Source organism: Williamsia sp. Y721 (assembly GCF_059683565.1).
Map to the genome: position 1 here is coordinate 437,400 of NZ_JCASNH010000004.1, position 25,093 is coordinate 462,492.

Annotated in this window: 24 protein-coding genes and 1 pseudogene; 12 read left to right on the forward strand and 13 right to left on the reverse strand. The window is 64.0% G+C overall.

Features of this window, described 5'->3' with window-relative positions; genetic code table 11:
• Positions 1-24: 24 nt before the first annotated feature.
• Entirely contained in the window at positions 25-768 is a 744-nt protein-coding gene (locus tag AC56PL_RS21545) for an SDR family oxidoreductase (protein WP_495518059.1), read from the reverse strand.
• Between the two features lie 296 nt (positions 769-1,064).
• Between AC56PL_RS21545 and AC56PL_RS21550 the strand changes: the two genes are divergently transcribed.
• Together AC56PL_RS21550 and AC56PL_RS21555 are read left to right on the forward strand one after the other, a co-directional pair.
• Complete coding sequence (locus AC56PL_RS21550; RefSeq protein WP_497155111.1) at positions 1,065-2,495, forward strand: aldehyde dehydrogenase family protein; 1,431 nt, start codon at positions 1,065-1,067, stop codon at positions 2,493-2,495.
• Between the two features lie 73 nt (positions 2,496-2,568).
• A complete protein-coding gene (locus AC56PL_RS21555) occupies positions 2,569-3,687 on the forward strand; it encodes an NDMA-dependent alcohol dehydrogenase (protein ID WP_495518057.1) in 1,119 nt (372 codons plus the stop codon).
• Between the two features lie 45 nt (positions 3,688-3,732).
• Here AC56PL_RS21555 and AC56PL_RS21560 read toward each other — a convergent pair whose 3' ends face one another.
• The 6 genes from AC56PL_RS21560 to AC56PL_RS21585 all read right to left on the reverse strand — a co-directional run bounded on the left by AC56PL_RS21560 (position 3,733) and on the right by AC56PL_RS21585 (position 9,303).
• Entirely contained in the window at positions 3,733-4,605 is an 873-nt protein-coding gene (locus AC56PL_RS21560) for an LLM class F420-dependent oxidoreductase (protein ID WP_497155112.1), read from the reverse strand.
• Positions 4,606-4,643: 38 nt separating this feature from the next.
• Entirely contained in the window at positions 4,644-5,861 is a 1,218-nt protein-coding gene (locus tag AC56PL_RS21565; protein WP_497155113.1) for an acetyl-CoA C-acetyltransferase, read from the reverse strand.
• Positions 5,862-6,027: 166 nt separating this feature from the next.
• Complete coding sequence (locus tag AC56PL_RS21570) at positions 6,028-6,393, reverse strand: nuclear transport factor 2 family protein (protein WP_495518417.1); 366 nt, start codon at positions 6,391-6,393, stop codon at positions 6,028-6,030.
• Positions 6,394-6,487: 94 nt separating this feature from the next.
• Complete coding sequence (locus AC56PL_RS21575) at positions 6,488-7,459, reverse strand: TIGR00341 family protein (RefSeq protein ID WP_495518054.1); 972 nt, start codon at positions 7,457-7,459, stop codon at positions 6,488-6,490.
• Between the two features lie 99 nt (positions 7,460-7,558).
• Positions 7,559-8,254, reverse strand: a complete 696-nt coding sequence (locus tag AC56PL_RS21580) for a type 1 glutamine amidotransferase domain-containing protein (protein ID WP_497155114.1) — start codon at positions 8,252-8,254, stop codon at positions 7,559-7,561.
• Positions 8,255-8,292: 38 nt separating this feature from the next.
• Complete coding sequence (locus AC56PL_RS21585; protein WP_497155115.1) at positions 8,293-9,303, reverse strand: EamA family transporter; 1,011 nt, start codon at positions 9,301-9,303, stop codon at positions 8,293-8,295.
• 151 nt (positions 9,304-9,454) lie between these two features.
• On the opposite strand from AC56PL_RS21585, the gene AC56PL_RS21590 reads away from it, so the two are divergent.
• From AC56PL_RS21590 to AC56PL_RS21610, 5 genes are all read left to right on the forward strand, one after another.
• Entirely contained in the window at positions 9,455-10,642 is a 1,188-nt protein-coding gene (locus AC56PL_RS21590; RefSeq protein WP_497155116.1) for an alpha/beta fold hydrolase, read from the forward strand.
• An 11-nt stretch (positions 10,643-10,653) separates the two neighbouring features.
• Positions 10,654-11,004, forward strand: a complete 351-nt coding sequence (locus tag AC56PL_RS21595) for an SMR family transporter (protein ID WP_495518050.1) — start codon at positions 10,654-10,656, stop codon at positions 11,002-11,004.
• A 5-nt stretch (positions 11,005-11,009) separates the two neighbouring features.
• The gene (locus tag AC56PL_RS21600; RefSeq protein WP_495518049.1) at positions 11,010-11,333 is read left to right on the forward strand and encodes an SMR family transporter; all 324 of its coding nucleotides are present in this window, start codon (positions 11,010-11,012) and stop codon (positions 11,331-11,333) included.
• Between the two features lie 221 nt (positions 11,334-11,554).
• A complete protein-coding gene (locus tag AC56PL_RS21605; RefSeq protein WP_495518048.1) occupies positions 11,555-12,784 on the forward strand; it encodes an MFS transporter in 1,230 nt (409 codons plus the stop codon).
• A 139-nt stretch (positions 12,785-12,923) separates the two neighbouring features.
• Positions 12,924-14,147, forward strand: a complete 1,224-nt coding sequence (locus AC56PL_RS21610) for an MFS transporter (RefSeq protein WP_497155117.1) — start codon at positions 12,924-12,926, stop codon at positions 14,145-14,147.
• Here the strand turns inward: AC56PL_RS21610 and AC56PL_RS21615 are convergent.
• Positions 14,140-15,342 carry a trans-sulfuration enzyme family protein gene (locus AC56PL_RS21615; protein ID WP_497155118.1) on the reverse strand — a complete coding sequence of 401 codons (1,203 nt, stop codon included), beginning with the start codon at positions 15,340-15,342 and terminating at the stop codon, positions 14,140-14,142. The genes AC56PL_RS21610 and AC56PL_RS21615 overlap by 8 nt on opposite strands.
• A gap of 165 nt (positions 15,343-15,507) precedes the next feature.
• On the opposite strand from AC56PL_RS21615, the gene AC56PL_RS21620 reads away from it, so the two are divergent.
• Positions 15,508-16,437, forward strand: coding sequence for an NAD-dependent epimerase/dehydratase family protein (locus tag AC56PL_RS21620; protein ID WP_495518045.1), 930 nt, complete (start codon positions 15,508-15,510; stop codon positions 16,435-16,437).
• Positions 16,438-16,509: 72 nt separating this feature from the next.
• Here the strand turns inward: AC56PL_RS21620 and AC56PL_RS21625 are convergent, their stop codons facing one another.
• A complete protein-coding gene (locus tag AC56PL_RS21625; RefSeq protein WP_495518044.1) occupies positions 16,510-17,373 on the reverse strand; it encodes a LuxR C-terminal-related transcriptional regulator in 864 nt (287 codons plus the stop codon).
• Positions 17,374-17,471: 98 nt separating this feature from the next.
• On the opposite strand from AC56PL_RS21625, the gene AC56PL_RS21630 reads away from it, so the two are divergent.
• Entirely contained in the window at positions 17,472-19,103 is a 1,632-nt protein-coding gene (locus AC56PL_RS21630) for an AMP-binding protein (protein WP_497155119.1), read from the forward strand.
• Between the two features lie 121 nt (positions 19,104-19,224).
• Here the strand turns inward: AC56PL_RS21630 and AC56PL_RS21635 are convergent, their stop codons facing one another.
• Positions 19,225-19,380 carry a hypothetical protein gene (locus AC56PL_RS21635; RefSeq protein WP_495518042.1) on the reverse strand — a complete coding sequence of 52 codons (156 nt, stop codon included), beginning with the start codon at positions 19,378-19,380 and terminating at the stop codon, positions 19,225-19,227.
• 412 nt (positions 19,381-19,792) lie between these two features.
• Here AC56PL_RS21635 and AC56PL_RS21640 point away from each other — a divergent pair, with 412 nt between their 5' ends.
• Positions 19,793-20,665 carry a universal stress protein gene (locus AC56PL_RS21640; protein ID WP_495518041.1) on the forward strand — a complete coding sequence of 291 codons (873 nt, stop codon included), beginning with the start codon at positions 19,793-19,795 and terminating at the stop codon, positions 20,663-20,665.
• Between the two features lie 8 nt (positions 20,666-20,673).
• Here the strand turns inward: AC56PL_RS21640 and AC56PL_RS21645 are convergent, their stop codons facing one another.
• Positions 20,674-22,206 (reverse strand): DHA2 family efflux MFS transporter permease subunit, encoded by a 1,533-nt coding sequence (locus AC56PL_RS21645; RefSeq protein WP_497155120.1) that lies wholly within the window; start codon positions 22,204-22,206, stop codon positions 20,674-20,676.
• Positions 22,207-22,208: 2 nt separating this feature from the next.
• Positions 22,209-22,742, reverse strand: coding sequence for an NADPH-dependent FMN reductase (locus tag AC56PL_RS21650; protein ID WP_497155121.1), 534 nt, complete (start codon positions 22,740-22,742; stop codon positions 22,209-22,211).
• A 51-nt stretch (positions 22,743-22,793) separates the two neighbouring features.
• Between AC56PL_RS21650 and soxR the strand changes: the two are divergent.
• Positions 22,794-23,237: pseudogene (gene soxR / locus AC56PL_RS21655) on the forward strand (redox-sensitive transcriptional activator SoxR); the annotation flags it as partial.
• A gap of 123 nt (positions 23,238-23,360) precedes the next feature.
• On the opposite strand, the gene AC56PL_RS21660 reads toward soxR, so the two are convergent.
• Entirely contained in the window at positions 23,361-23,843 is a 483-nt protein-coding gene (locus AC56PL_RS21660; protein ID WP_495518039.1) for a VOC family protein, read from the reverse strand.
• 233 nt (positions 23,844-24,076) lie between these two features.
• Here AC56PL_RS21660 and AC56PL_RS21665 point away from each other — a divergent pair, with 233 nt between their 5' ends.
• Positions 24,077-25,078 carry a TauD/TfdA family dioxygenase gene (locus AC56PL_RS21665; RefSeq protein ID WP_497155122.1) on the forward strand — a complete coding sequence of 334 codons (1,002 nt, stop codon included), beginning with the start codon at positions 24,077-24,079 and terminating at the stop codon, positions 25,076-25,078.
• The last annotated feature ends 15 nt before the right edge of the window (positions 25,079-25,093 follow it).

Below are 25,093 nucleotides of genomic sequence, written 5' to 3' on the forward strand. Positions count from 1 at the left end.
TCTACTCCTGGATTCTGTTCGGATCTAGCGAAGTTTGATGATGCCGCCGTCGGCCATCACGGTCTGACCGGTCATGTACTTGGAGTCCTCGGACGCGAGGAAGACCACGACGGGCGCGATATCGGTCTCCGGATCTCCGATCCGCTGCAGCGGAACCTTCGCCACGGACTCGGCCGCACGCTCGGGAAAGGCCTTCTGCCATGCGAGAACACCCTCGGTGGCAGCGAACGGGCATATGATGTTCACCCGGATACCATCAGCGGCCCATTCGTTGGCGGCCACTCGGCTCATTCCCCGGATGGCTTCTTTGGCAGCTGCATAGGAGGTCTGGGTCGGCATACCCTCGAGACCTGAACCGGAAGCGAAGTTGATCACCGAACCCGACGATGCCTTCAGCTGTTCGTAACAGGCCTGCATGAGATGCACGGTCGGATAGAAGCCGGTGTTGAAGGACAATTCGAACATTTCGGCCGTGTGATCGACGAGTAGGGCTTGGCGAGATGCGTGGGCGTTGTTGACCAGGATGTCCACTGATCCGAATGCCGCAACCGCGGCGTCACGTATCTTCTCTGCCGCACCGGATTCCGAGATGTTGATGTTGAGAAACTTTGATGCGCTGCCGAGTTCGCTCTCCAGCGCGACTCCGCGTTCGTCGTCGATGTCGACGAACAGGACGTTGGCTCCCTGCGCGACGAAGACGCGGGTGATCGCCCCGCCGATTCCACCGGCTCCGCCGGTGATGATTGCTGTCTTACCTTGCAGTCTCATTGCACTCCTCGTGCTCGATGCCTCCGCGCTGAGCCCGTCGGATCGGTGAAACCTCGGTGACCGCGTCGGAGACGTGTGGCTACCTGGTCTCCAGAATAGAATCAATTCTATTCGTATGCGGCACAACGCCAATTTTGCAATCAATCCCGGTCAGCGGGACTTCGCCGGTGTGGAGCCGAGCCGCTGAAAGCGGCGAATTATGCGCCGGTGGGCGCGGGCCGGCCGGTCTGATCAGCGTGGTCCCGCTCACCGAGACTGTGGGGTCCGGCCATTGGGAGTGATCTTAGTCTCGTGCGATGACCGCGAACAGCACAGCCACGATCGCTTTTGTCGAAGCCCTTCACCTGCAGCAACGGGCGCATCGCGCAAGTGGACCCGCCACGGCTGCCGAGCGCCGGGACAACCTTCAGGCCGTCATCGACCTCGTGGTTCGGCACCACGCAGAGTTCGCGGAGGCGATGGATGCCGACTTCGGTGGTCGCCATCCCGGGTTCTCTCTCATGAACGACGTTGTCGGTTCACTCGGAGTGCTCAAACACGCCCGTGATCACCTAGAGCAGTGGATGCAGCCCGAGGAGCGTCCGGCGTTCGCGCCATACGACGCGCTCGGAGCCCGCGCCGAGGTGCAGTTCCAGGCCAAGGGATCGATTCTGATCATCGGCACGTGGAACGCGCCCCTGTTCACGCTGTTGAGTCCGTTGGCCGGTGTGCTCGCCGCAGGCAACCGTGCGGTCCTCAAGCCGTCGGAGATCACCGGGCGCACCGCCGAGGCGTTCGCGCGGGCGGTCGAAGCAGAGCTGGACCCCGCAGTGGTCACCGCGTTCACCGGGGGAGTCGAGGTTGCCGAGGCGCTGACGTCGCTGCCCTTCGATCACATCGTGGTCACCGGTAGCGGAGCTGTCGGCCGGGCTGTGATGGCCAACGCGGCGCGCAATCTGGTTCCGGTCACACTCGAACTCGGTGGAAAATCGCCGGTCGTCGTGGGCCGGTCGGCGGATCTGAAGGACGCGGCGACGAAGATCGCAATTGCCAAGGCCACCAACGGCGGGCAGATCTGCGTCAGCCCAGACACCGTCTATGTCCCGCGTGAGAATGTGGACGTGTTCATCGATGCTGCGGCAGGCGCTTTCGCGGAACTACACCCGACTATTTCCGGCAATGCGGACGTTGTGGCCGCGGTGAACGAACGCCACCTCGAACGGGTCGACGGATACGTGCAGGAGGCCGCCGAACTAGGGGCCCGCGTCGTCACCGCACCCGACGAGGAATTGTCCGGGGCGGACCGTCGCCGGCCGCTTCGCATTGTGGTCGACCCGCCGGTGAACTCGCGTATCCGCACCGAGGAGATCTTCGGGTCGGCGATGGTGGTGTTGCCCTACGACGATGTCGACGACGTCGTCGAAGCGATCAATGACGGACCGAAACCGTTGGCGCTCTACTACTTCGGCGCAGAGGACGACGAGCGTCGGACAGTCCTCGATCGCACCAGCTCCGGTGGGGTCACCGTCGACAACGTCATGATGCACCCGGCAATGATGGACGCCCCGTTCGGCGGGGTAGGTGCCTCGGGTATCGGCCACTACAACGGCCGCGAGGGTTTTCTCGAATTCAGCCACACCCGAACGGTATTCATCGCACCGGCCGCCGATCCCCGCGGCGAGTGGGGGATGTTGCCGCCCTACGGCGACCATTTTGTCGCCGCGATTACCGCTCAGATCACGCCCTGAACATTCAGACCACCTGACCTCCCGCGGCGTCGTTTCGAACGTCGCCGCAGCACCCCCGAAGGGAAACAACCGAATGAAGACACGCGGCGCGATCATCCGCCAGGCGCCCGGCACTTACGAGATCGCCGAACTCGATCTCGACGAACCACGGCGGGGTGAGATCACCGTCCGGATGGTCGCCTCGGGTTTATGCCACTCCGACGACCACATCGCCTGCGGTGACCATGCGGTGGCCTCCTATCCGATCTGCGGTGGCCACGAGGGTGCCGGTGTCGTGGTGGCTGTGGGTCCGGAGACCCACGGCTGGGCCGAAGGCGACCACGTCGTGTTCTCTTTCGTCGCCGCCTGTGGCCGATGCCGTTGGTGTGCAAAGGGTTTGCAGAATCTCTGCGACCGTGGCGCGGCGATCATGGCAGGCACTCGGCCGGACGATCCGACCAGCTTCCGGCTCAGCCTCGACGGTGCGCCGGTGGCGCAGACCTGCGGGCTCTCCACCTTCAGTGAATACACCACCGTCAGTACGGACTCGGCTGTCAAGATCGTCGACAAGGACCTGCCGTTGGAAGTGCTGTGTCTGCTCGGTTGCGGTGTGGTGACCGGTTGGGGTGCCGCGGTCAATTCTGCTCAGGTCTACCCCGGGCAGACGGTCATCATCGAGGGCATCGGCGGTATCGGGATCAACGCCGTCCAAGGTGCCGCCCATGCCGGCGCCGCGCACATCATCGCGGTGGATCCTGTCGAGTTCAAACGACAGAGTGCGTTGGAGTTCGGTGCCACCCATGCTGTTTCGGGTATGGAAGAGGCCACCGAGATCGCCAGGTCGTTCACCAATGGACAGGGCGCTGACGCGGCGATCGTCACCGTCGGTGTCACCACCGGTGAACACATCGCGGCCGCGTTCTCGGCGATCCGTAAGGCCGGAACCTGTGTGGTCACCGGACTCGGAAAGATGACGGACGTCGGTATTCCGATCAGCCCGATGGAACTGACCCTGTACCAAAAGCGTTTGCAGGGTTCGTTGTTCGGTTCCTGCGCGCCCACAGCCGATATTCCGTGGATGATCGATCTCTACACCTCGGGCAAACTCGAACTCGACAAGCTGGTGACCAACACCTACAAGCTCGACGACATCGCCCAGGGTTTCGCGGATATGCACGCAGGCAAGAACCTGCGCGGAGTTGTCCACTTCTGACACCCGCGACAATTCAGGCGCGACGAGGGTGTCGAGTTCATCAGGTCAGATGGTGAACTCGACACCCTCGGCGGCCGCGAGTCGATGAAGCTCTTCGACCTGTTCGCAGTAGTGTTCGGCGGCTCGTGCCGCGAGTGAGGTACTGGCGATTGTCGCCCCTGCATCGCGCAGGCGCGCCAGTGTCCGGACGGTCTTGTCAGGATCACCCAGCGGATCGAGTGGAAAGCCTGCCGACAGGACGACGTCGAAGGGCGTTGGGCAGGTGGCCGTTTCGAGCATCGCCTTCAGCTCGGACATACTGAGCCCGAACGGAACCCATCCATCGCCGTGCTCACACGCCCGGCGCAGCGACCGCTTGGTGCGGCCGCCGATCCAGATCGGGACCCGCTGCGCCGCGGCGTGTGGCTCGACCACAAAACCTTCGTAGTCGTAGAACTGGCCGTGGTACTCCGGTTGCGATGTCGACAGAGACGTCCGAATTGCGGCAAGCGCATCATCGGCGCGAGCCCCGCGGTCATCGAACGGCGCGCCGATCAGCTCGAACTCCTCTTTGAGGGTTCCCACACCCAGGCCAAGGATCAGGCGGCCGCCACTGATGCGGTCGAGCGTGCCGTACCGCTTCGCGATTTCGAGCGGATGATGGTAACCGAGCACCAAAACCTGTGTGGCCAGCCGTATGTGCCGGGTGCGCGCCGCCAGGTAGCCGAACGTCGCCAGTGGATCCCAGTACGTCCCACCACGCTCGGTCGCCACATCGATCGGCACCGCCACATGTTCACTGCAGGTGAGATGGTGGAATCCCAGACGATCAGCGCATTGCGCAATTTCCGCAACGTCGTCGATGGTTGCGGTGGCTTCCCACTCCGAACGGGTGCTCGGGTGCTGGACCAGGACCGGTGTTGAAATGCCAAGGCGCATATCTCTGCAGCTTCCCTGTGGTGGTGGCGACCGATGGCTCAGCTGAGGCGTTCGAGGACCATCGCCATGCCCTGTCCGCCGCCGACGCACATGGTTTCGACGCCGAAGGTCCTGTCGTAGGTCTTGAGGTTGTTGATCAGGGTGGTGGTGATCCGGGCACCGGTCATGCCGAACGGGTGACCCAGTGCGATCGCGCCACCGGAGACGTTGAGCTTGTCGTGGTCGATGCCGAGTTCATTGGCCGATCCGAGGACCTGTGCGGCGAAGGCTTCGTTGATCTCGAACAGGTCGATGTCGTCGATGCCCATACCGGCAAAGCGCAAGGCTTTGCGGACCGCTTCGATCGGGCCCAGGCCCATGATCTCGGGGGAGAGGCCGGTGGCTGCGGTGGCAACGATCCGGGCCAACGGGGTCAGTCCGAGAGCTTTGGCCTTGGTGTCGCTCATGATGACCAGGGCGGCGGCGCCGTCGTTGAGGGGGCAGGCGTTGCCGGCGGTGACGGTGCCGTCGGGACGGAACACCGGCTTGAGCTGGCTGAGTTTTTCGTAGGTGGTGCCGGCGCGGGGGCCGTCGTCGGTGGTGACGAGGGTGCCGTCGGCCAGGGTGATCGGGTCGATCTCACGGGCGAAGAACCCGGAGTTGATGGCTTCTTCGGCGCGGTTCTGGCTGAGAACTGCCCAGTGGTCCTGGTCTTCGCGGGAGACCTTCGAGAAGGAGGCGACGTTCTCGGCGGTCTCACCCATGGGGATGTAGATGTCCGGCAGCAGTCCCTGCTCGCGGGGATCGCTCCAGGTGGTGCCACCCTCTGCGGCCTTGGCGGTGCGCTCCATGGCCACCGCGAACTCGGGGTTCTTGGTGTCGGGCCACCGGTCGGCACTACCGAAAGCAAAGTTGGAGACGCTTTCGACGCCGCCGGAGATGAAGACATCGCCTTCGCCTGCGCGGATCGCGTGCAGCGCCATGCGGGTGGTCTGCAAGGACGAGGAGCAGTAGCGGTTGACCGTGACGCCGGGGACCTGATCGAGTCCGGCGAGGACGGCCACGACGCGGGCCATGTTGAATCCGGCCTTGCCCGCGGGCTGTCCGGATCCCAGGTGCAGGTCGTCGATGTCGGCGCGGTCGAGTTCGGGGACCTTGTTCAGCACGGTCTCGACCATCTGGCGGGCCAGTTCGTCGGGGCGGACGTCTTTGAGTGAACCTTTGACGGCCCGGCCGATCGGTGAACGGGCGGTGGCGACGATAACTGCTTCTGGCATGGGGAGTCCCTTCGGAAACTTAAGCGCGTAGAGCATCGTGGGCGTGCCGGTGGTCACTTGCTGACATGGCCGCCAGACTTCTGCTCAGACCAACCTAGCAAGTGCTTGGTTGGGTACTGAAGTGAGCCTGGTCAGCGAAGAGCGATCGGGCCGGATCCGGCGGTGGTCACAGTGGAACCGTGTGGACGTCGTTCGGTGACCAGAAGGCACGCATGCTGGTGATGAGTCCCTCGTCGTCGAATGTCATGACGTCGATCGGTTCGATGGTGATCACCGCATCTGCCGTTGTGGTGGCGACGCGAAAGTGAAACGCCGCCGAATTGCCTGCGACCCGCACGGTGATCAGCTCTGCCGTACTGCTCGTGCTGTCCATCCTCGAGTAGAACGCCCGGATGTTGTCGACGCCGCGGCGAGGCTCGGAACCCACCGGGTCTTCGAGCGTTGCGTCCGGTGCGTACAGACCTGCGATCGCGTCCGATGTTCCGGTTCCCAGGAGTGAAACATACTGGGAGACAGTGTGAAGGATCTTCATTCGCAGGTCAGCGGGACCGCTGTTCGTTGTCGTCACCGGGAGAGATCACCAGATTCTGTCGAGTTCTGCTACCAGGTTCCCACTGGGCGGGAGATCACCCGCCGGCGCTGACCGTGGAGCCGACATCGTGGACCACCTTCACGGTGGGATTCCAGGGCACCAGATCAGACACCGACTGCTGCAATTCGGATACCGGCGGCAGCGGTGGTGGCGCCAATACCGTGATGGTGGCGGTCTTTCCGTGCCAGGTCACGCTCGACACCTGCGCCCCGGGGTTCCCTTCGAGCCAGTCTTCGGTGGCGGTGAAGATCTGGCGGGCCCACAACGCGGAGAGCGAGTTGACGACCATGGGCACCGCCACGACGATCAACGCCGCCGTCAGGAGGACGTAGACGCGTCTGTGCCTGCGCCGACGTTCGTCGACGACCGTGTTGTATCCGGCAACGACGAAGACGACAGAGGCCGTGATGATCATCGCGATGACGTTGGAGGCGAAGAGGATGAATGCTCCGCCGGCAAGTGCGGGCGCGTGTGAGCCCAGACAGACACCGGTGACCGCGAGCGGGGGTACCAGCGAGATGGCGATTGCGACACCCGGCAGCACATCGCCCACGTCGCGACGGGTGATCGCGATTGCGCCGACCAATCCGGTGGCGAGGGCGGCGAGCAGGTCCATCAATGTCGGTGACGTGCGGCCGAGGACCTGGGAGTTGCTCAGTACGTTTGTCGGATTGGGCAGTAGTTGGGCGACGAAGAAGCCTATTGCGACCACCAGGCATATTCCGGCGAGTATGTAGAGCAGACTGCGGGTCACCAGACCGCCTCTGCCGGTGACGATTCCCAGCCCGACACCCAGGATCGGGGTGGACAGCGGAGCGACGATCATCGCGCCGATGACGGTCGCGGTCGAGTCCGAGGCGACACCTGCGGTCGCGATCACGCCCGACAGCACGAGCATCGCCCAGAACGCTGATTGCTTGGCGCGGCTGTCACCGACGGAAAGGTCCAGGCGTTCGTCGAGTTCGTCGGTTCTGCGTCGTTGGTTGTCCGGAATCAGCATCGACATCGGTGTCGTCCTCTCGCCGACCTCGCAAACCAGCCGGGAAATGCGAAGACGAGCCACATGCTAGTGGCTCGTCTTCGTATGGGTGGCTCGTTTGCGCAGTCAGGGGAGGGCGGAGAGGATCTCCTTCGCCAGCGGTCCGGAGGAGGCCGGGTTCTGGCCGGTGTAGAGATTTCGGTCGACGACCACCTTCGGCGCCCAGGGTGGCCCCTCCTGGTAATCGATACCCAGTTCGATGAGGCGGTCCTGCAGTAGCCATTTGGCCTTGGACGCCAGACCGACCTGCTCTTCTTCGGTGTTGGAGAATCCGGTGGCCCGGTAGCCGGCGAAGGTGGCGGTGCCGTCCGGCCGACGTGCGGCCAGGAATGCGGCCGGAGCGTGGCAGACAACACCGAGTGGACGGCCTGAATCGATTGCCTCTGTGAGGAGTTGGCCTGACACCTTGTCTACCGCGAGGTCTTCCATCGGTCCGTGTCCACCTGGGTAGAACACGGCCGCGTAGTCGTCCAGCTTCACTGTTTCGAGTGGGATTGGTTGTTGCAGCGCGGGATTCGATCGCACCTTGGCTGTGACGGCGTCGGCGCCATCTTGGCCACCGTTCATATCAGGGCTCAGGCTGGCTTCGTCGACGACCGGAACCACACCGCCGGGCGTGGCGACAACCACATGGTGGCCGGCGTTGGTGAACTCCTCATAGGGCGCAACGAACTCTTCGGCCCAGAAGCCGGTTGGATGCTTGGTCCCGTCGGCGAGTGTCCAATATTTGGCTCCGGTCAGGACGAACAGTATGTCTGCCACGGTGTGCTCCTTCGCGCGTAGATTGCGGCGTCGGTGTTTCACCCCGGTGTCTGCAGGGCACTTCCTGGTTCAAGGTCTTTAGGGCCGCTTGGTATTCCTCGACGACCGCCGGCGTTGACAGCCACCAGCCCGGTCAACAATACGCCCGCCCCGATGAGCTGGGCGAACGCCATGGTCTGGCCGAGCAGCCACCACGAGAACAGGGCCGAGGCGACGACCTCGACCAAGGCGATGAACGACGCCGGGGTGGCGCCGAGCAGGCGAACCGCCTGCACACCCGTGACGTACGCCAGACTTGTCGAGATGCCTGCCACCGCCAGCGCCACCAGCCACCAGGGAATCTCTGTGTGGGCCAGGATCGGGGAGTTGGTGGCCGCGGACATCGGAAGCACACCGATCGCGCCGGAGATCGCGATCACCACGGTTCCCACCATCAGACCGCCTGCCGCCAAGGCCAGCGGGTCGACGCTGTTGCCGGACTTCGTGAAGTCGTCGGTCGCCAGGATGAAGTAGGCGGCGAGTCCAACCGCCGCACCGATCGCCCACAGCAGACCGACGGGGTCGACGTCTCCGATGCCTTCGCCGCCGAGGATGACCAGGAACAGGCCGCCGAGCGCGACCACGCAGCCGAGCCCGGTGAGCAGGCTCTGGCGCCGCCTGCGGATGAGCCAGTCGTAGACGACGACCAGGATGATGCCCGAGTATTCACAGAGCAGGGCGATCGGGACGTCGAGATACCGGACGGCATTGAAGAAGCTCAGCTGCACGACGGCCACACCAAGAATCCCGTAGGCGACCACGAGCACCGGGGCACGGCGCAGATTCGCGAACAGTCGGCGGCGCAACACAATCAGTGCAATGGCCAGTAGCAACGAGCCGAGTCCGAGGCGTACGACCGTGACTGCGGCCGACGACCAACCACTGTCGATGAGCGACTTGGCCAGTGGACCCGACGTCCCGAAGCAGATCGCCGACGTCAGCGCGACCATTACGCCATACGCCGGACGGGTTCTGCTATCCGCGGGTATCGCTTTTCCTCGACCGGTCATGTCAGTAGTAAAGCCCACACGGCGACTCGGGTACGGGTGGATCCGGCGGTGTGCAGGGCCAGAATCGGTCTGCGGCAGGTGTATCGGTGAACATTCGCCGGTCGGAGCCAACCTGGCTGTCACCGGTGGCGATCGCTGGTAAATTGCGGCAGTGGGATTTCCGAGGCGAGGTGTGGCTGCCATCTGCGCCGTATTTGTTCTGGCCGGCTGTGGCGATGCGGTTTCGGCATCGATGGCCGACCAGGCACAACCGGTGCCACAGACCCATTCCAAGGTGAAGCTTCCCATGCCCGGTGAGGTGGTCCAGACCGAGGACTGGACCTCGTCGGCCAACGCAGGTTGGCAGATCTCGGGCAGCAAGATCCTCTACCGCTCAACCGATGTCGACGATCAGGCCGTGATCGTCTCGGGGACGGTGTTCAAACCGGAGGGCGTCGCTCCGGCCGGCGGGTGGCCTGTCCTGGCGGTCGGACACGGTTCAACGGGGATCAACGCCAACTGCGCACCGTCACTGACCGACAATCTGTACGGTCTTTCCGGACTGGTGAGGCGCTACCTGGATGCCGGATTCGCGGTGACCTTTCCAGACTTCTCGGGGCTGGGCACCAACAGTGGCCCGCATCCCTATCTCGACTCGTACGCGGCAGCGCGAACGATGATCGATTCGGTGCGTGCCATCGGCGATGTCTATCCCGACGTATCGGAAACCTGGGTGGCGTACGGGGTTTCGCAGGGGGGTGGCGTGACATGGGCTGCCGACGAGATCGCCGGGCAATACGCACCGGAGCTCGACCTGGTCGGCGCGGTTGCCCACGTGCCGTCGACAACCAAGGCTCCGCTGGTCGACCTTGCGGTCGCCGGCGCCCTGACCGTCGAGCAGCAGGGAATCCTCCAGTGGTTGGAGGAGTCGCTGGCGCGCCGTCATCCCGCCCTGAACCTGAACGAGCTGCGCAGCCCGGCACTGGCGGCGCAATGGAATGCGCTGAGCGACTGCGGGCGGTCGCCGGGACGTGGCCAGGCGCTCAGTCGCGTCTCGGCCCAGGACTTCCGGCCGACAACTCCGGCGGCCACCGACACATTGCGTTCTCTGCTGCAGGAGATGGCTTTGCCCAGAGCAGGTCTGAGCGCCCCGCTCTACGTTCTCTACGGCGGCAGGGATCGATTCAATGATCCGAGGTGGACCGGCGATGCAATCGGCCGGGCCTGCGAGCTCGGTGGACCGATCACCGTCAACTTTCAACCCACTGCCGGTCATGTCGACGTCAACACCGGCGATGTCGAGGAATATCTCAAGGATCGGATCGCCGGGCTCCCGGTGAGAAATGACTGCCGAAGGTGACCAGATCGCCGATGAAGCAGTGGGCGCTGTTGGCCGGTGCCATCGTTGCCGAGGTCAGTGCGACGCTGGCGCTGCGGGCGGCAGTGGATCACGCGGCCTGGGTGACGCTGGTCGTGGCCGGATACGTAGTGGCATTCGCGTGCCTGGCACAGGTTCTGCGTGAGGGCATGCCCATTGGCGTGGCATACGGCGTTTGGGCTGCCTGCGGTGTGGCGTTGACTGCGGTCTTGGCCGCCGTGCTGTTCGACGAGCCGTTCACCTGGGTGATCGGCCTGGGCATCGTGATTGTGATCGCGGGTGTTCTGCTGGTGGAACTCGGTTCCCATCCTGCCGAGCAGTCGCCCCGATCCGGTTCGGAGTAGCTCGGATGCAATGGGTTTATCTGGCCATCGCCATCGGAGCCGAACTGATCGGGACGATGTCGCTGCGCGCGTCGGACGGCTTTCGGAAGATGCTCTGGCTCATCCCGACCGTGCTCGGATACCTCACCGCATTCGGTGCGCTGGCGTTGGCACTTGCCGAGGGCATGCCCGTGGGAATCGCGTACGGGATCTGGGCAGCGGTCGGGGTGGCACTGACCGCGGTGGTGGCCTGGATCCTGTTCAACGACCCACTCACGTGGCTGATGGGTGCCGGCATCGCCCTGATCGCCGGGGGAGTACTGATCATCGAAATCGGTGCCGCACACTGACGCCGAGCCCGAAGTTGGTGGGTTCTGGCGAGCAAACCCGCTGGTCGGCCTCACCCGAACCCACCACTTCCGGGTCGGGTCCAGGTGAGAAAGCAGGCAGCACACCGGGAGTCGAACGGACCTCGCGGGCACACGGAAGTTGTGACGGTGCCGCGGTGTTGACTGATTGACGCAGCGGCCGCTGCGTCGAGGTGAACCCGGATCGAGGATTTGTGACTGCCGTGAACCGCGCTCAATTGCGCGCCGATGCCATAGAGGTCGACGAGGAGCGGCGCCGTCCGCTACAGGTGATCGCATTTCCCGCGGTGGTGTTCGCCTTCACGGTTGTGATGATGGGGACCACCCTGCCCACCCCGCTGTACCCCGAATACTCGCGGGAACTGGGGTTCGGCAATGCGATGACCACGGTCATCTTCGCGACGTACGCGCTGGGTGTGATGGCGGCACTGGTTGGCGTCGGCCGGTTCTCGGACACCATCGGTCGTCGTCCGATGCTCTATGCCGGACTCGCATTGTCGTTGCTCAGCGCGGTCTTGTTCATCATCGGTGGCAGTCTGGCGATCCTCTTTGTCGGCAGGGTCATCTCGGGATTCTCGGCGGGCATCTTCACCAGTACCGCCACAGCTGCGGTCATAGAATCAGCGCCCAAAGGTCGCCGGACAATGGCAACGGCGGTCGCCACCGCGGCCAACATCGGTGGTCTCGGACTCGGAACGCTGCTGGCGGGTCTTGTCGCAGAGTTCGCACCTGATCCGACACGCACGGTGTTCGTGGTCCATGCGGTGCTCCTGGTGATCGCCGGACTCGGACTTCTCACCGTTCCGGAAACGGTGAAGGTGCTCGCCGGCGCGCGGCCAAGGCTGCAACGTGTCAGCGTCCCAGCGTCGGTCCGTGGTGTTTTTGCCCTGGCTGCAGTCGGGGCCATGGCCGGCTTTGCAGTGTCGGGGCTTTTCAGCGCCGTCGGACCCAACTTCCTGGCCCACGTCCTCGACGAATCATCGCCGGCGATCGCCGGACTCGTTGTGTTCGTGACCTTCGGATCCTCGGCCGTGGCCCAGATCGTCTTCATGAAGGCGTCCGTGCGCCCGGCACTGCTGTGCGGCTACCTCGCGTTGGCGGTCAGCATGGTGATTCTGATCGTGAGCCTGGTTACCGAGTCGCTGCCGGGGTTGCTAGTCGCCTCGGCCATCTCAGGTGCCAGTCAGGGTGTGTTGTTCGCCAAGGGCATTGCGGCTATCGCCGCCAAGGTGGAGCCCGACCGTAAGGCCGAAGCGACATCTGCCTACTTCGTCGTTGCCTACCTGGCGATCTCGGTTCCGATCATCGCGGTGGGCATTGCTTCCCAGGCGTGGGGTCTGACCACCGCCAGCGTGGTCTTCTCCGGTGTGATCGCGGTGATCGCGGTCGGGACGTTGATCGGCTTGCTCCTGCGGCCGCGTAGCGCCATCTGATCAGGCAAATCGTGCGCCGCCGAGCATCATTGCCGAACGCACGAATGCGGGTTCTCGTTAGAGCTATCGTGACTCATTGGATGCTGATCGACCTTAGCCACCGTTTCTCTACCGGGACCGGATCGAGGATGTGACTTCCGTGGACCCCTCCGAATCACCGGAGGAAGCAACCGCCCCAGCGCGGAACCGAACGCAGATGATCGCGTTCGCGGCGGTGGTCTATGCGTTCACGGTGGTGATGATGGGGACCACACTGCCGACGCCGCTGTACCCCGAGTTCGCCAAGGAGTTCGGGTTCGGCACCTTGATGACCACGGTGATCTTCGCCGTCTACGCACTTGGCGTGCTCGCTGCGCTGCTCGGCGTCGGTAGGTTCTCCGACACCATCGGGCGCCGGCCGATGCTCTACGCCGGCGTCGCGCTGTCGTTGCTGAGCGCCGTGTTCTTCATCATCGGCGGCAGCTTGGAGATGCTCTTCATAGGCCGGGTGATCTCGGGGTTCTCGGCTGGAATCTTCACCAGCACGGCCACGGTGGCGGTGATCGAAGCGGCGCCGAAGAGTCGCCGGGGGATGGCGCAGTCGGTCGCCACGGGTGCCAACATCGGTGGCCTCGGCCTCGGAACTCTGCTGGCCGGTGTTGTCGCCGATCTGGCCTCCGACCCGACCCACACGGTGTTTGTGGTTCAAGCGGTGCTGGTGGCGATTGCGGGCTTGGGTCTGCTGACGGTTCCGGAAACGGTAGACGTACGCAAGGGCGCTCGCCCGAAATTGCAGCGGGTCAGTGTTCCACCTTCTGTGCGTGGCGTTTTCACACAGGCTGCCGTGGGTGCGATTGCCGGATTTGCGGTCTTTGGTCTCTTCAGTGCGGTGGCGCCGGACTTCCTTGCTGATGTTCTGAACGAGAAGTCGCCGATAGTTTCCGGTGTGGTGGTGTTCGTGCTGTTCGCTTCGTCGGCGATCACCCAGATCGTGTTGTCCAAAGCGCCCATTCGGCCGTCCTTGCTGTACGGATATGTGGCTTTGACGGTGAGCATGGGTGTGCTGATCGTCAGCCTGCTCATGGAATCGCTGATCGCGTTGATCGTCGCGGCAGTGATCTCGGGTGCGAGCCAGGGTGTTTTGTTCGCCAAGGGCATCGCGGCGATTGCTGCACGCATCGAACCCGACCGTAAGGCGGACGCGACGTCGGCATACTTTGTGGTCGCCTATGTGGCGATTTCGGTGCCGATCATCGCCACCGGTTTTGCCGAACAGGCCTGGGGCCTGAGGACCGCGAGTGTGGTGTTCTCCATCGTGATCATAATTCTGGCGGTAGGTGCGTTTATCAGTTTGCTGCTGCGGCCCCGCGAGTCGATCAGCTGAACGTGGCGTCCAGCGCCGCTGCGAGATCGGCGATGATGTCGGAGGGGTCTTCGAGTCCGATGGAGAACCGGAGATGTCCCCAGGTACGGAACTCTTCCGGATAGTGCTGCACCCGTGGCCCATTCGTGCCGACGTGGACGATCAGTGTCTCGTCGTGACCGAGCGATACGGCCGAGGTGATCATCCGCAGATTCGAGACGAACCGGTTCTGGGTGTCGGGATCACCTCTGACCGCAAACGCCATCATCGCACCGTAGCCGCGTCCACCGAATTGGGTCGTCGCCAGTGCGTGCTGAGGATGTGACTGCAGGCCCGGGTAGGCGACATAGGCCACGCGCGCATCGCTTTCGAGGAACTCGGCGACCTGCGCGGCCGACTCGAGGTGGCGCGCCATTCGCAGCGGCAGAGTGACGGACCCCCGACTGATGAGCCAGGCATTGAACGGCGAGATCACGCCGCCGACATCAACCATGGCGTCGGTCTTGATGGGGTCGATCAGTGCCTTGGCGCCGAGGACCACGCCGCCCATGGCGTCGCCGTGGCCGTTGTAGTACTTCGTCAGAGAGTGCACCACCAGATCTGCACCGTCGGCGAGTGGTCGGTACAGCGGTGGCGGGGTGAAGGTCGAGTCGACCACCACCAGCGCGCCTGCCGCGTGCGCGATCTCGGCGACGGCACCGATATCGGTGACCTTGGTGGTCGGGTTGGCGATCGCTTCGATGTGAACCAGGCGGGTGTTGGGCCGCAGTGCGGCCCGGATGGAATCGAGGTCCGATGCATCGACGAACGTTGCCTCGATACCGTATTTGCGCGGCAGGAGTTCGGTGAACAACCGAAACGTCGCCTCGTAGGTGACGTCGGCGATCAGCACATGGTCCCCGGATTCGAGATGGGTGAAGAACACCGCATGCAGCGCTGCGACCCCCGAAGCCAATACGACTGCGTCCTCGGCACCTTCGAGTGAGGCCAATTTGTGCTGCAACGCAATCTGATTGGCCCCGGAGTTGCGGGTGTAGAGCGGAATCTCCGTGCCCGACCAGCTGACCTGCGACGGATCATCGGGTAGCGCATACGAATTGGCCATCACGATCGGTGTTCGGATCGCTCCGGATCCCTTGTCGATGCTGTTGCCTGCATGAACCGCGCGGCTGTCGAAGGCGAGGGTGGCTGGATCGTGATTGTCGGGGCGGGGCATGTCATCAGGGTAGGAGGACTGCAACCGCACTCGCAGTCGCGACGCGCCAACGCCGCCCGCCGAATTAACCCGGAACAGATGACGACCGAAGACATGTTGTAGCCGAAAATCGGGTGGGAGAATGTTTGTGAACTGTCACGAACGCAAACGGGGCGGAGATGTCATATGAATATCGCGGTGCTCGGTGCCAATGGCGAGGTCGGGACGAGGGTCGTCCGTAAATTGCACGACGACGGCCACCACGTGGTCCGGGTCGGTCGCAGAGCAGAGGCAAGCGACGTGGTCGTCGACCTTGCGGCGTCCGGTGGGGAAGCGTATCGCGCGGCGGTTGATGGCATGGATGTGGTCGTCAACGCCTCCGGCATCGAGGATCCCGCCCTCGCGAAAGAAGCCGGGGCAGCGAGATTCGTCGACATCAGCGCCACCCCCAGGTATCTCGAGGCGATCATGGCCGCCCCGGCCGCAGGTGGGGTGCTCACCTGCGTGGGGTTGGCGCCCGGCCTGACGACCATCATGGCCACCGCGCTTGCCGCCGATTCATCCGACGGCGTCGACATCGGGTTGATGCTCGGGGCGGGTGAACGCCATGGCAAGGCCGCTGTCGAATGGACGGTCGATCTTCTCGGTACATCGTTCACCGACTATGTCTCGGGGGAGGCGATCCGGAACATGGTCCGGTCCCGGATTCTCGAAGGCCCCCACGACACCCGAAAGCGGTATGTGCGAGCAGACTTTCCCGACTATCTGGCGATCGGGTCGGATGGACCTCACGTGGCGAACTACCTGACCCTGAGTTCGGTCACGGCGACGCTGGCGTTGCGGGCTGCGGCGCTGATGCCGGTTCTGGGCCGGCCCATGCTGAGGAAGATCCATATGCCCGGAAGCGAAGAGTGGTCGGTGCTGGTCCGTAACCGGAACACCGGTCGATGGCTGTACACCGAGGGCCGCAACCAGTCCGAGATCACGGCCACCATGACCGTTGCTGCCATCGAAGCCGCGCAAGGACGCATCGATCCGGTGTTGCTCAGCTGCGATGTCCTCGACACCAACGCGCTACATGCTCACTGGGACATCATGATTCGAGCTGGTCGCTAGATCCTTCCGATGGTGTGCCCCTTTGGCGACTAAAAGCCCAGGTGGGTACCGCCAGAAGGCCACATCATCGGGCTAGGGGAGCAGGTTCATTCGCCGAGCCGTGACCACGGCTTCGTGCCGGTTGTGGACGCCCAGCTTGTGCATCGCGCTGCGCAGATAACTCTTCACGGTCTCTGGCTTCACCGAGAGTGTCTTGGCGACTTCGGAATTGGAGCAACCGAGCGCCACCACGGCGAGGACGTCGATTTCCCGCCGGGACAGATCCACCTCGGGTGCCGGTTCGGCAGGCTCGCCGCCGACGACGCGGGCGAGCCGGTCGGACAGTTCACGGGCCCGACGACCGTGCGCCGGGTCGATCCGTCCGGCAAGGTCCCGGAGCCCGGCGTGAATGCTGCGCAACTCCTCGAGCGTCGCCGAGTCGGGGCGCTCTGCGGTGTCCCCGGACGTGGAGGCAAGCATTCGGGTTCGCCGGTCCACCTCATCGCGTATCGCGATCTCCGTTGCCAACCGCCGGCACGCCGCGATCACCGACTCGGAGGTACGACTGCCGATCGGGGCCGCGTCACGGCGGGCCGCGTAGATCACTGCCCGGGTGCTCGAGTCGACCACGACGGGTACCGCCAGGACCGACCGCAGGCCCTCGCCCAGGACCGGCCCGTCGTAGTCGTGGGTGATCGCGGACGCGGTGCGGTAGTCGGACACCGACGCCGGTTGCCGGCGCTGCACCACGCGGCCACCGAGACCGGCCGCGGGATTCACATTCAGTCCACGCAGGCCGTTGGTGCGCACGCCGACGAATTCGGTGAGCAGCAAGGTGCCGGCATGAACCTCGCCGCCGAACACGACAGGGGTCTGTGACGCCATCGCCAGTGCCCGCATCTCGTCCCGGAGAGCGTCGGTATCGCGCGGTCGCAGCAGTGGATGCCGGCCTGTCATCGGTCAGTCAGCCCTTTTCGGGGGTAGCGGGTGGGTTACTGTGACGTGGATCCTACTCCCGAGTAGAAGTGTCCTGATCAGTGAGGATTCAAGCGAATATGTTTGCCACAACCGAGCGGGTCAGCGAGATGCTGGCTCAGTACGATCGTCCCGATGCGTGTGCCGCTGACCTGCTGTGTGATCGACACCCAGCCGATGCAGTGGCGTTCACGGTGATCGAGACCGACGACACCGGGGAACTGGTTTCCGTCGATCTGACCTACGGGGAGCTACGGGAGAAATCGTCGAAGTTCGCGGCTGCCCTTGCCGCGCTCGGCGTCGAGCCGGGCGACCGTGTCGCGAGCCTGATGAGCAAATCGGCCGAACTGGTGGTCGCGGCGTTGGGCGTCTGGCGGCGCGGAGCCGTGTACGTTCCACTCTTCACGGCGTTCGCGCCCCCGGCCATCGCGTTCCGCCTGACCAACAGCGGCGCCAAATTCGTGATCTCCGACCTCGATCAGCTCCACAAGCTGGCCCCCGGCGAGGACATCCCGGCCGATGCGACGTGGCAGGTCATCGCGGCCGGTGAGTCTGCGGATCACGAACTGCAACTGGCTGATTTGATCGAGGCCCACGACGCCGACGAACCGGGCGGCCAACCTGTTGCGGTCGGAGGCGACGGGTTGCTCGTCGAGCTGTTCACCAGCGGAACGACGGGCAGACCCAAGGGTGTCCCGGTTCCGGTTCGGGCGCTGGCATCGTTCCACGCGTACCAGGAGTTCGGGCTCGACGTGCGCCCCGACGACGTGTTCTGGAATGCGGCCGATCCCGGCTGGGCCTACGGCCTCTACTATTCGCTGCTCGGCCCGCTGGCGACCGGCTCGCGGAGCCTGCTGCTGCACGCCGGATTCTCGCCCGCGTTGACGTGGAAGGTGCTCGAGCAGTTCGGCGTCACCAACTTCGCTGCGGCACCGACCGTGTACCGCGCACTGCGGGCTGACGACGGACCGGTTCCGGAGTCGATCAATCTGCGCCGCGCGTCGTCCGCGGGTGAACCGCTGACGCCCGACGTCGTCGGCTGGTCGAAGGATGTCCTCGGGGTGTCTGTGCGCGACCAGTACGGCCAGACCGAGCACGGCATGTTCATCGTCAACGCCTGGCACGACGATCTGCGCGCCGACGTGCCCGCGGGCTCGATGGGACGGCCGTTGCCGGGCTGGTCCTGCGCGGTGCTCGAAGAGGAGTCCGACTCGGTGGCCCCGGTTGGCACTGTCGGCAGGGTTGCGATCGACACCACCGCCAGCGACCTGCTCTGGTTCACCGGATACGTGAACGCGCCGGAGAAGACCGCAGGCCGGTACACCGAAGACGGCCGCTGGTACGTCACCGGAGACTCCGGATCGGTGGACGAGAACGGCTTCTTCACCTTCTCGTCCCGCGATGACGATGTGATCATCATGGCCGGCTACCGCATCGGCCCTTTCGACGTCGAAAGCGTGCTGGTCATGCACGAGGCCGTGGTCGAGGCCGCGGTGGTGGGCAAGGCCGATGAGCTGCGTGGTGAGGTGCTCGAAGCGTATGTGGTGCTCCGGGATCCGTCGGACGCGTCGCCAGAACTCGAAACCGAACTCCAGCAGCTGGTCAAGATGAAGTTCGCGGCTCACGCCTACCCCCGCAAGGTTCACTTCATCGACTCGCTACCGAAGACGCCCAGCGGCAAGGTTCAACGCTTCCTGCTCCGTAAGCGCTGATCGACCCGGGGTAACCGTCAACGACGCACGCGACTGTGACCGATCACACACAACAATGGCCCGCCGATCATCGGCGGGCCATTGTCGTATCCGGAGATTTACCTGCGGCGAGCTGGGTCGCTCAGCGCGGTGCGCGTTGTTGTGCGCGTTGTACCGCGGGATCGACCACCTGGTCGGAGAAGACCGGCTGCGGGATCCGCGGCGCGTCCTTGGAGCTCTGTGCGGTGGGTTCTGAACGGATCGACTCGCGGTGCGAGAACAGTTCGGTTTCGGGCATGTGTGGCTACTTTCTTCGATGTGGTGCGGCTCTTGTGTTGTCGTGCACTGCACGGGATCTGCGCAAGAGCTGCCGGGTGTCGCCGACGACCGCGGTCTGGAAAGGACTCACTCGAGAACCTCTTCAAGGTTTCCCACGGTGCCAGGAAAATTGGTGATCAAACGTCAACCGGCTATCGGCGATTCGCAAGGTTCCGGGATATCGGATTCGAGGAAGTTCGACGAAGGTTGCCGGTGGTGGATGTATCCGACAAGACCTAGTGTACGGGCAATTCGGTGGAACCGGTTGCATTGGGCACAAGTGCCCTACGTCGGCGCGGTGAATTGTGGTGCAGTAGACCGGGCCCTGCGCGTTGACTGCGCAGGCCCGGCGCGATTGTATTGAACACGACGAATAGCAAGGAGGTTCACACATGAGCACCACGATTGTTGTTGGAGTCGACGGTTCGGACTCATCCCTGGAAGCTGTGGAGTGGGCGGCGAAAGCCGCTGAGCGGCAAGGCAAATCTTTGTCGATACTGGGTGCGTACGAAACCCAGGGGGCGCTGTACGCGCCGGCGCTGGTCATTCCGCAGGATGTCATCGACATCATCCGGCAAGAAGCGCATGCCAACGTCGACAAGGCCGCCGCACGGGTCCGGGACATCACTCCCGGGGTCGAGGTGAAATCCAAAGTCGCCGAAGGGCGCGCCGGGACGCTGCTGATCGAAGAATCGCACCACGCGTCGCTGGTCGTGGTCGGCAGCCGCGGACTCGGTGGTGTCAAGGGGATGTTCCTCGGCTCGGTGGGCGTGGACGTCGCCGCACATGCCTCCTGCCCGGTGCTTGTCTACGCGGGTCCGGGCGGAACAGGACCGGTTGTTGTCGGCCTCGACGGTTCAGCGTTGAGCGAGGGCGCGGTTGCTGCTGCATTCGAACAGGCGTCACTGCTGAAAACCGGGTTGCTCGTGGTCCACACCTGGACCGACCTGGCCGCCGATGCGCTTCACGGTTACGGCCTCGAGCCCGATCAGCTTCAGCAACTGTCCGATGACGCCCACGAGGTCGTCGCCGAGCGGATAGCCGGTTTCGGTGCCGACTATCCCGATGTCGAGGTCAAGCGTGTGATCGTTCCCGACGGTCCGGCGCATCAGCTTCTCGAACATGCCAAGGATGCCCAACTTCTGGTCGTCGGCAGCCGTGGTCGTGGTGGATTCCGGGGTCTGCTGCTCGGCTCCACCAGCCAGGCGGTCCTGCACAGGGCGCGGTGCCCGGTCCTGGTGGTGAAGCCGTCAGCCGAGAGCTGACACGACTTTCAGCTGGGCTCAGCTGAAAGTTCTTGTTCCTGCACTACTTTTTCGTCCACACTGCGCGCCGGTGTCCGCTCAGCGGGCGCCGGCGTTGTTGATTCTGGTGGCGGCGACGACTTCGGCAGGAATGCGGCGATCACCAGGGCGGCGATCAGTAGACCGAGTGTCAACAGGTAGGTGTCTGCCACGGCGCTCGCGAGATCCGGTGCCGCCACGGACTGTTCGTCGGCGCTGAGCCGAAGGGCCCCGGCCATGCCGGTGTCGCCGAGCAACTCGGCGCGGTTGTTGAACAGGGTGGTCAGGACAGTGGCACTGAGCGCGGCGCCGACAGCAGCCGCAAATTGGTTGCCGGTGGTGAGAATGGTTGTACCCGAAGAGATCGCCGGCCCCTGTATTCCGCGCAGTGACGCCGCCATCAGCGGCATCAGCGTGGCGCCGATGCCCATACCCATGACCACTCCGATGCCTACGAGCGTTGGGTACGAGGTGTTCTCGTCGAGTGTCGTGGTCATCAGGATCATCGCGACCACGGTGGCACTGATGCCGAACCAGACCACCCGGCGAGGATCGACACGGTCGGTGAGACGGCTGGCGATCTGGACCACCAGGCCGGTGGTCACGGCCTGCCCGATCACGATCAGTCCGGCGGTGGTGGCGCTGTCACCCCGGACTGCCTGGATGTAGATGGGCCCGAGCATCATCGACCCGAAATAGGCCCCCGCGACCAGGAACAGGCTGCCTGATCCGACGGCCAGCGACCGTTGTTTGAGCAGTCGTAGATCGAGCAGGGGGTGCGGCGACCGAAGGGTGCGGGCGATGAACAGGGCCAGTAGTGTGAGGCCGCAGCCCGCCGGAATCAGAACTCGGGCCGACATCGGCTCACCGCTGTCGCCGGCCTGCGCCAATCCGAAGACGAGCAATGCGCCGCCGGGAGCCAGTGTGGCCAGGGCGATCCAGTCGAGTCGACCGCGATCGGTGCCCGCCTGTTGCGGAAAGATTTTGGTGGCCAACGTGATGGCCGCGATCCCGATCGGGACGTTGATCAGGAACAGCGCCCGCCATCCGATGCCATCGACCAGCAGTCCGCCGGTAACCGGCCCGAGAACGGGCCCGATCAACAGGGGAAGTCCGAGCCAGCCCATCAGTTTGCCGCGATGACGTTCGTCGACCATCTGCAACGCGATGGTCATCCCGACAGGCTGCAGGTACCCGCCGCCGAGGCCTTGGACGGCTCGAAACGCGATGAGACTCTCGATGTTCCAGGCCAGACCGGCCAGTGCCGAGCCGCCGACGAACAGGACGAGGGCGGTGAGGTAGACCCGCTTGGCGCCGAACCGGCGTATTGCCCATGCCGCGGTGGGCATCACCGCGACCAATGCGAGGGCGTAGGCGGTGGTCACCCACTGGACCGTGGCGAGGTTGGTGTCGAATGATTCGGCCAGTCGCGGGATCGCGACCACGGTGACGGTGACGTCGAGCATCACCATCAGCGTGCCCAGCGCCAGTACGGCCGCGACTTTCTTCGTACGCAGGTCCATGGTCAGGCTGCGCCTCGATCTCGGTGCTTGCGTTCGGGTTTGAGCAGTTCGGCCCACCAGACCAATTCGTCCATGGCGCTGCGGGCCGAGATGATCGCGGTCTCGTCGAGTGTGAGTCGGTCGTCGGTGAGGTGCTCCCAGGGCGCGTGGAGGACCACCCCGTTTCGGGTGCCGACCGAATACAGCTCGGCAAACACCGCGCGCAGATGTTCCACCGCGCGTAGTCCTCCCGACATGCCGCCATAGGACACAAACGTCACCGGCTTGTGTTTCCACTCGGACCGGTGGGCATCGATGAGGATCTTCAGCTCCCCCGGGTAGGAGTGGTTGTATTCCGGTGTGACAACGATGAATCCGTCGGCTGCCGCCAGCAGATCTGTGGTGTCAGGTCCAAAGGGCTCGGCGAGGTCGATGACCGCGATGTCGAGCCCATACGGATTGACTTGGTCGACAAACCAATCGGCCACACTGGGACCGATGCGACCGGGGCGCACGCTGGCGATGATCAGGGCGAACTCGAGGTGTGTTGGTTGCATGGCCCCAGTCTTCAAGTTCAAGCGCGCTTGAAGTCAAGGTACGATGCGAAAATGGCAGTCAAAAAGTTGGAATTGACGGTAGGGGAGTTGGCCATCCGGGCCGGCGTGGCGCCGTCGGCCGTGCGGTATTACGAAGATCGCGGACTGATCTTCAGCCGCCGTACCTCCGGCAATCAGCGGCGCTATCACCGGGCGATGTTGCGGCGGGTCGCGTTCATCAGAGCCTCGCAGGCCGTCGGGATCCCACTGGCGACCATCGGGTCGGTCCTGGCGGTCCTCGGCGAACACGAGTCGCCTACCAAGGCGATGTGGCACAAGGCATCGGTGCAGTGGATGGAGGATCTGGATGAACGGATCGCGCTGCTGCAGCGGATGAGAGACCTGATGGACGGCTGCGTCGGCTGCGGCTGTTTGTCGATGAAGGCCTGTCTGCTCCTCAATCCCGGTGACGTGTTCGCGCAGCAGGGCGTCGGAACCAACCGGTTGCTCACGCAGGAGTGCGAGGAGAAGCTCGAAGGTCACGAGTCCGCGGGGTGCGCCAAACCCACACGGAGTCCGGCCGGTCGAGGCGGTCCGGCCGGACCCGGCGGCTCGATCGACTCAGTCGGCTCGATCGATTCAGCCGGCTGAGTCGGCGCCGGCCTCCAGATCGGCGATCACCAGCTTGCCGTGGGTTTTCATCATCGCCTCGGTGGCACCCCGGGCACGGGCCCGATCCGGATCGGTCAACAGTTCATACAATCGGGTCGGCACGATCTGCCAGCTGAGACCGAACGGATCCTTCAGCCAGCCACATTCCGATTCGGTGCCACCGTTGGCCGTCAGTGCATTCCAGTAGTAGTCGATCTCCTCCTGTGACTCGCAGCGGACCACAAACGACACCGCCTCGCTGAAATGGAATTCCGGGCCGGCATTGATACCTTCGAACGTGTTGCCGGACAAGGTGAATGTGGCGGCAAGGATGCTTCCTTCCGGTCCCGGCCCGTCTTCGCCGACGTACAAGATCTGGTCGACGGTCGAGTCGGGAAAAGTCGCGGTGTAGAGCTTCATGGCTTCTTCGATGTTCTGGTTGAACCAGAGCGAGGGGACGATGGCGGGCATGTGGAAGTCCTTTCGGTTTCGACAGGCGAGCAGACGTGACTGCCTACACAGATATCGACTGCACGGCGACCGGAAACTCACCGCACATGCCGCCGTTGGTGCGAGCCGGGCCGCGATGAGGTCCGAATCGTGATCGCGTTGCCATCGTTTCGCGGCACTTCTCGCACTGTGAGATCCGGTGGCGCGGATTACCCTGTTGATACCGCCTCGGCATGGATCGGAGGGTGAGCAAAATGAGTGCACAATCGCTTCCCGGGCCGCATGGGTCGCTCTGGCCGACAGTTCAGACGGCAGACATCAGCGAGTATGCGCAGGTCATCAGCATGCTCGCTCAAAACGTGTCAGCAGATTCGTTGACGGATCCGCAAGATTTCAGCAGGCAGGCCCGACTTGCTGCTGCGCTGCTGCCCGCGCCGATTCGGGAACTGCTGCTCGATTTCCTCGTCGAGGGTGACGGCGGATTGCTGCTGCGAGGGCTCGACGTCGGTGAGATCGGTGTAACCCCGCCCGCCGCGGTCGGTGCACCCACTCGCCACACCAGCATCGCCGGGCAATCTGCGTTGCTGCTCTCGAGCATCGTGCACCTGGTCGGCTACCGCCCGGAATGCCGCGGCGAACTCGTTCAGACACTGGTGCCGATCCGCAGCCATCAGCGGCGGCAGATGTCGACAGGCAGTGCGGTGAACCTCGAAAGCCATACCGAGCAGTGTCACAATCTGCGGACCCGCCCCGATTTCATCGCCCTCGGATGTCTGCGAGGTGACCCGACGGCGGCGACCTACCTGCTCTCGGCCCGGAAGTTGCAGAATCTGCTTCCCGCCGAGACCGCCGTCCTGCTTCGTGATCCGGTGTTCCACACGCGGGTGGACGGATCATTTGTCGACGGTGGAGTTCCCGACGAGACCCGTGGGCCCATCCCGGTGCTCAGCGGTTCGTGGGATGACCCGGTGATCACCTACGACGAAGACCTGATGTCCGCGGACGACGACGAACACGCCGCCGCCCTGGCCGCCGTGAAGTCGGTGTGGCAGGCGCACCATGACGAAATCGTCCTTCGCCCAGGCGATTTGTTCATCATCGACAACAGTCGGGCCATCCACGGTCGTAGTTCATTCGCGCCGCGGTGGGACGGAGCCGACCGATGGTTGTGTCGGCTGCAGGGGTTGTGCAATCTGGCGGTGTCGCGGTTTGCCCGCGAAGACCGGTCGCCGATCATCGAGATCGAGGGCTGCTGAGGGCTCGATGTACGG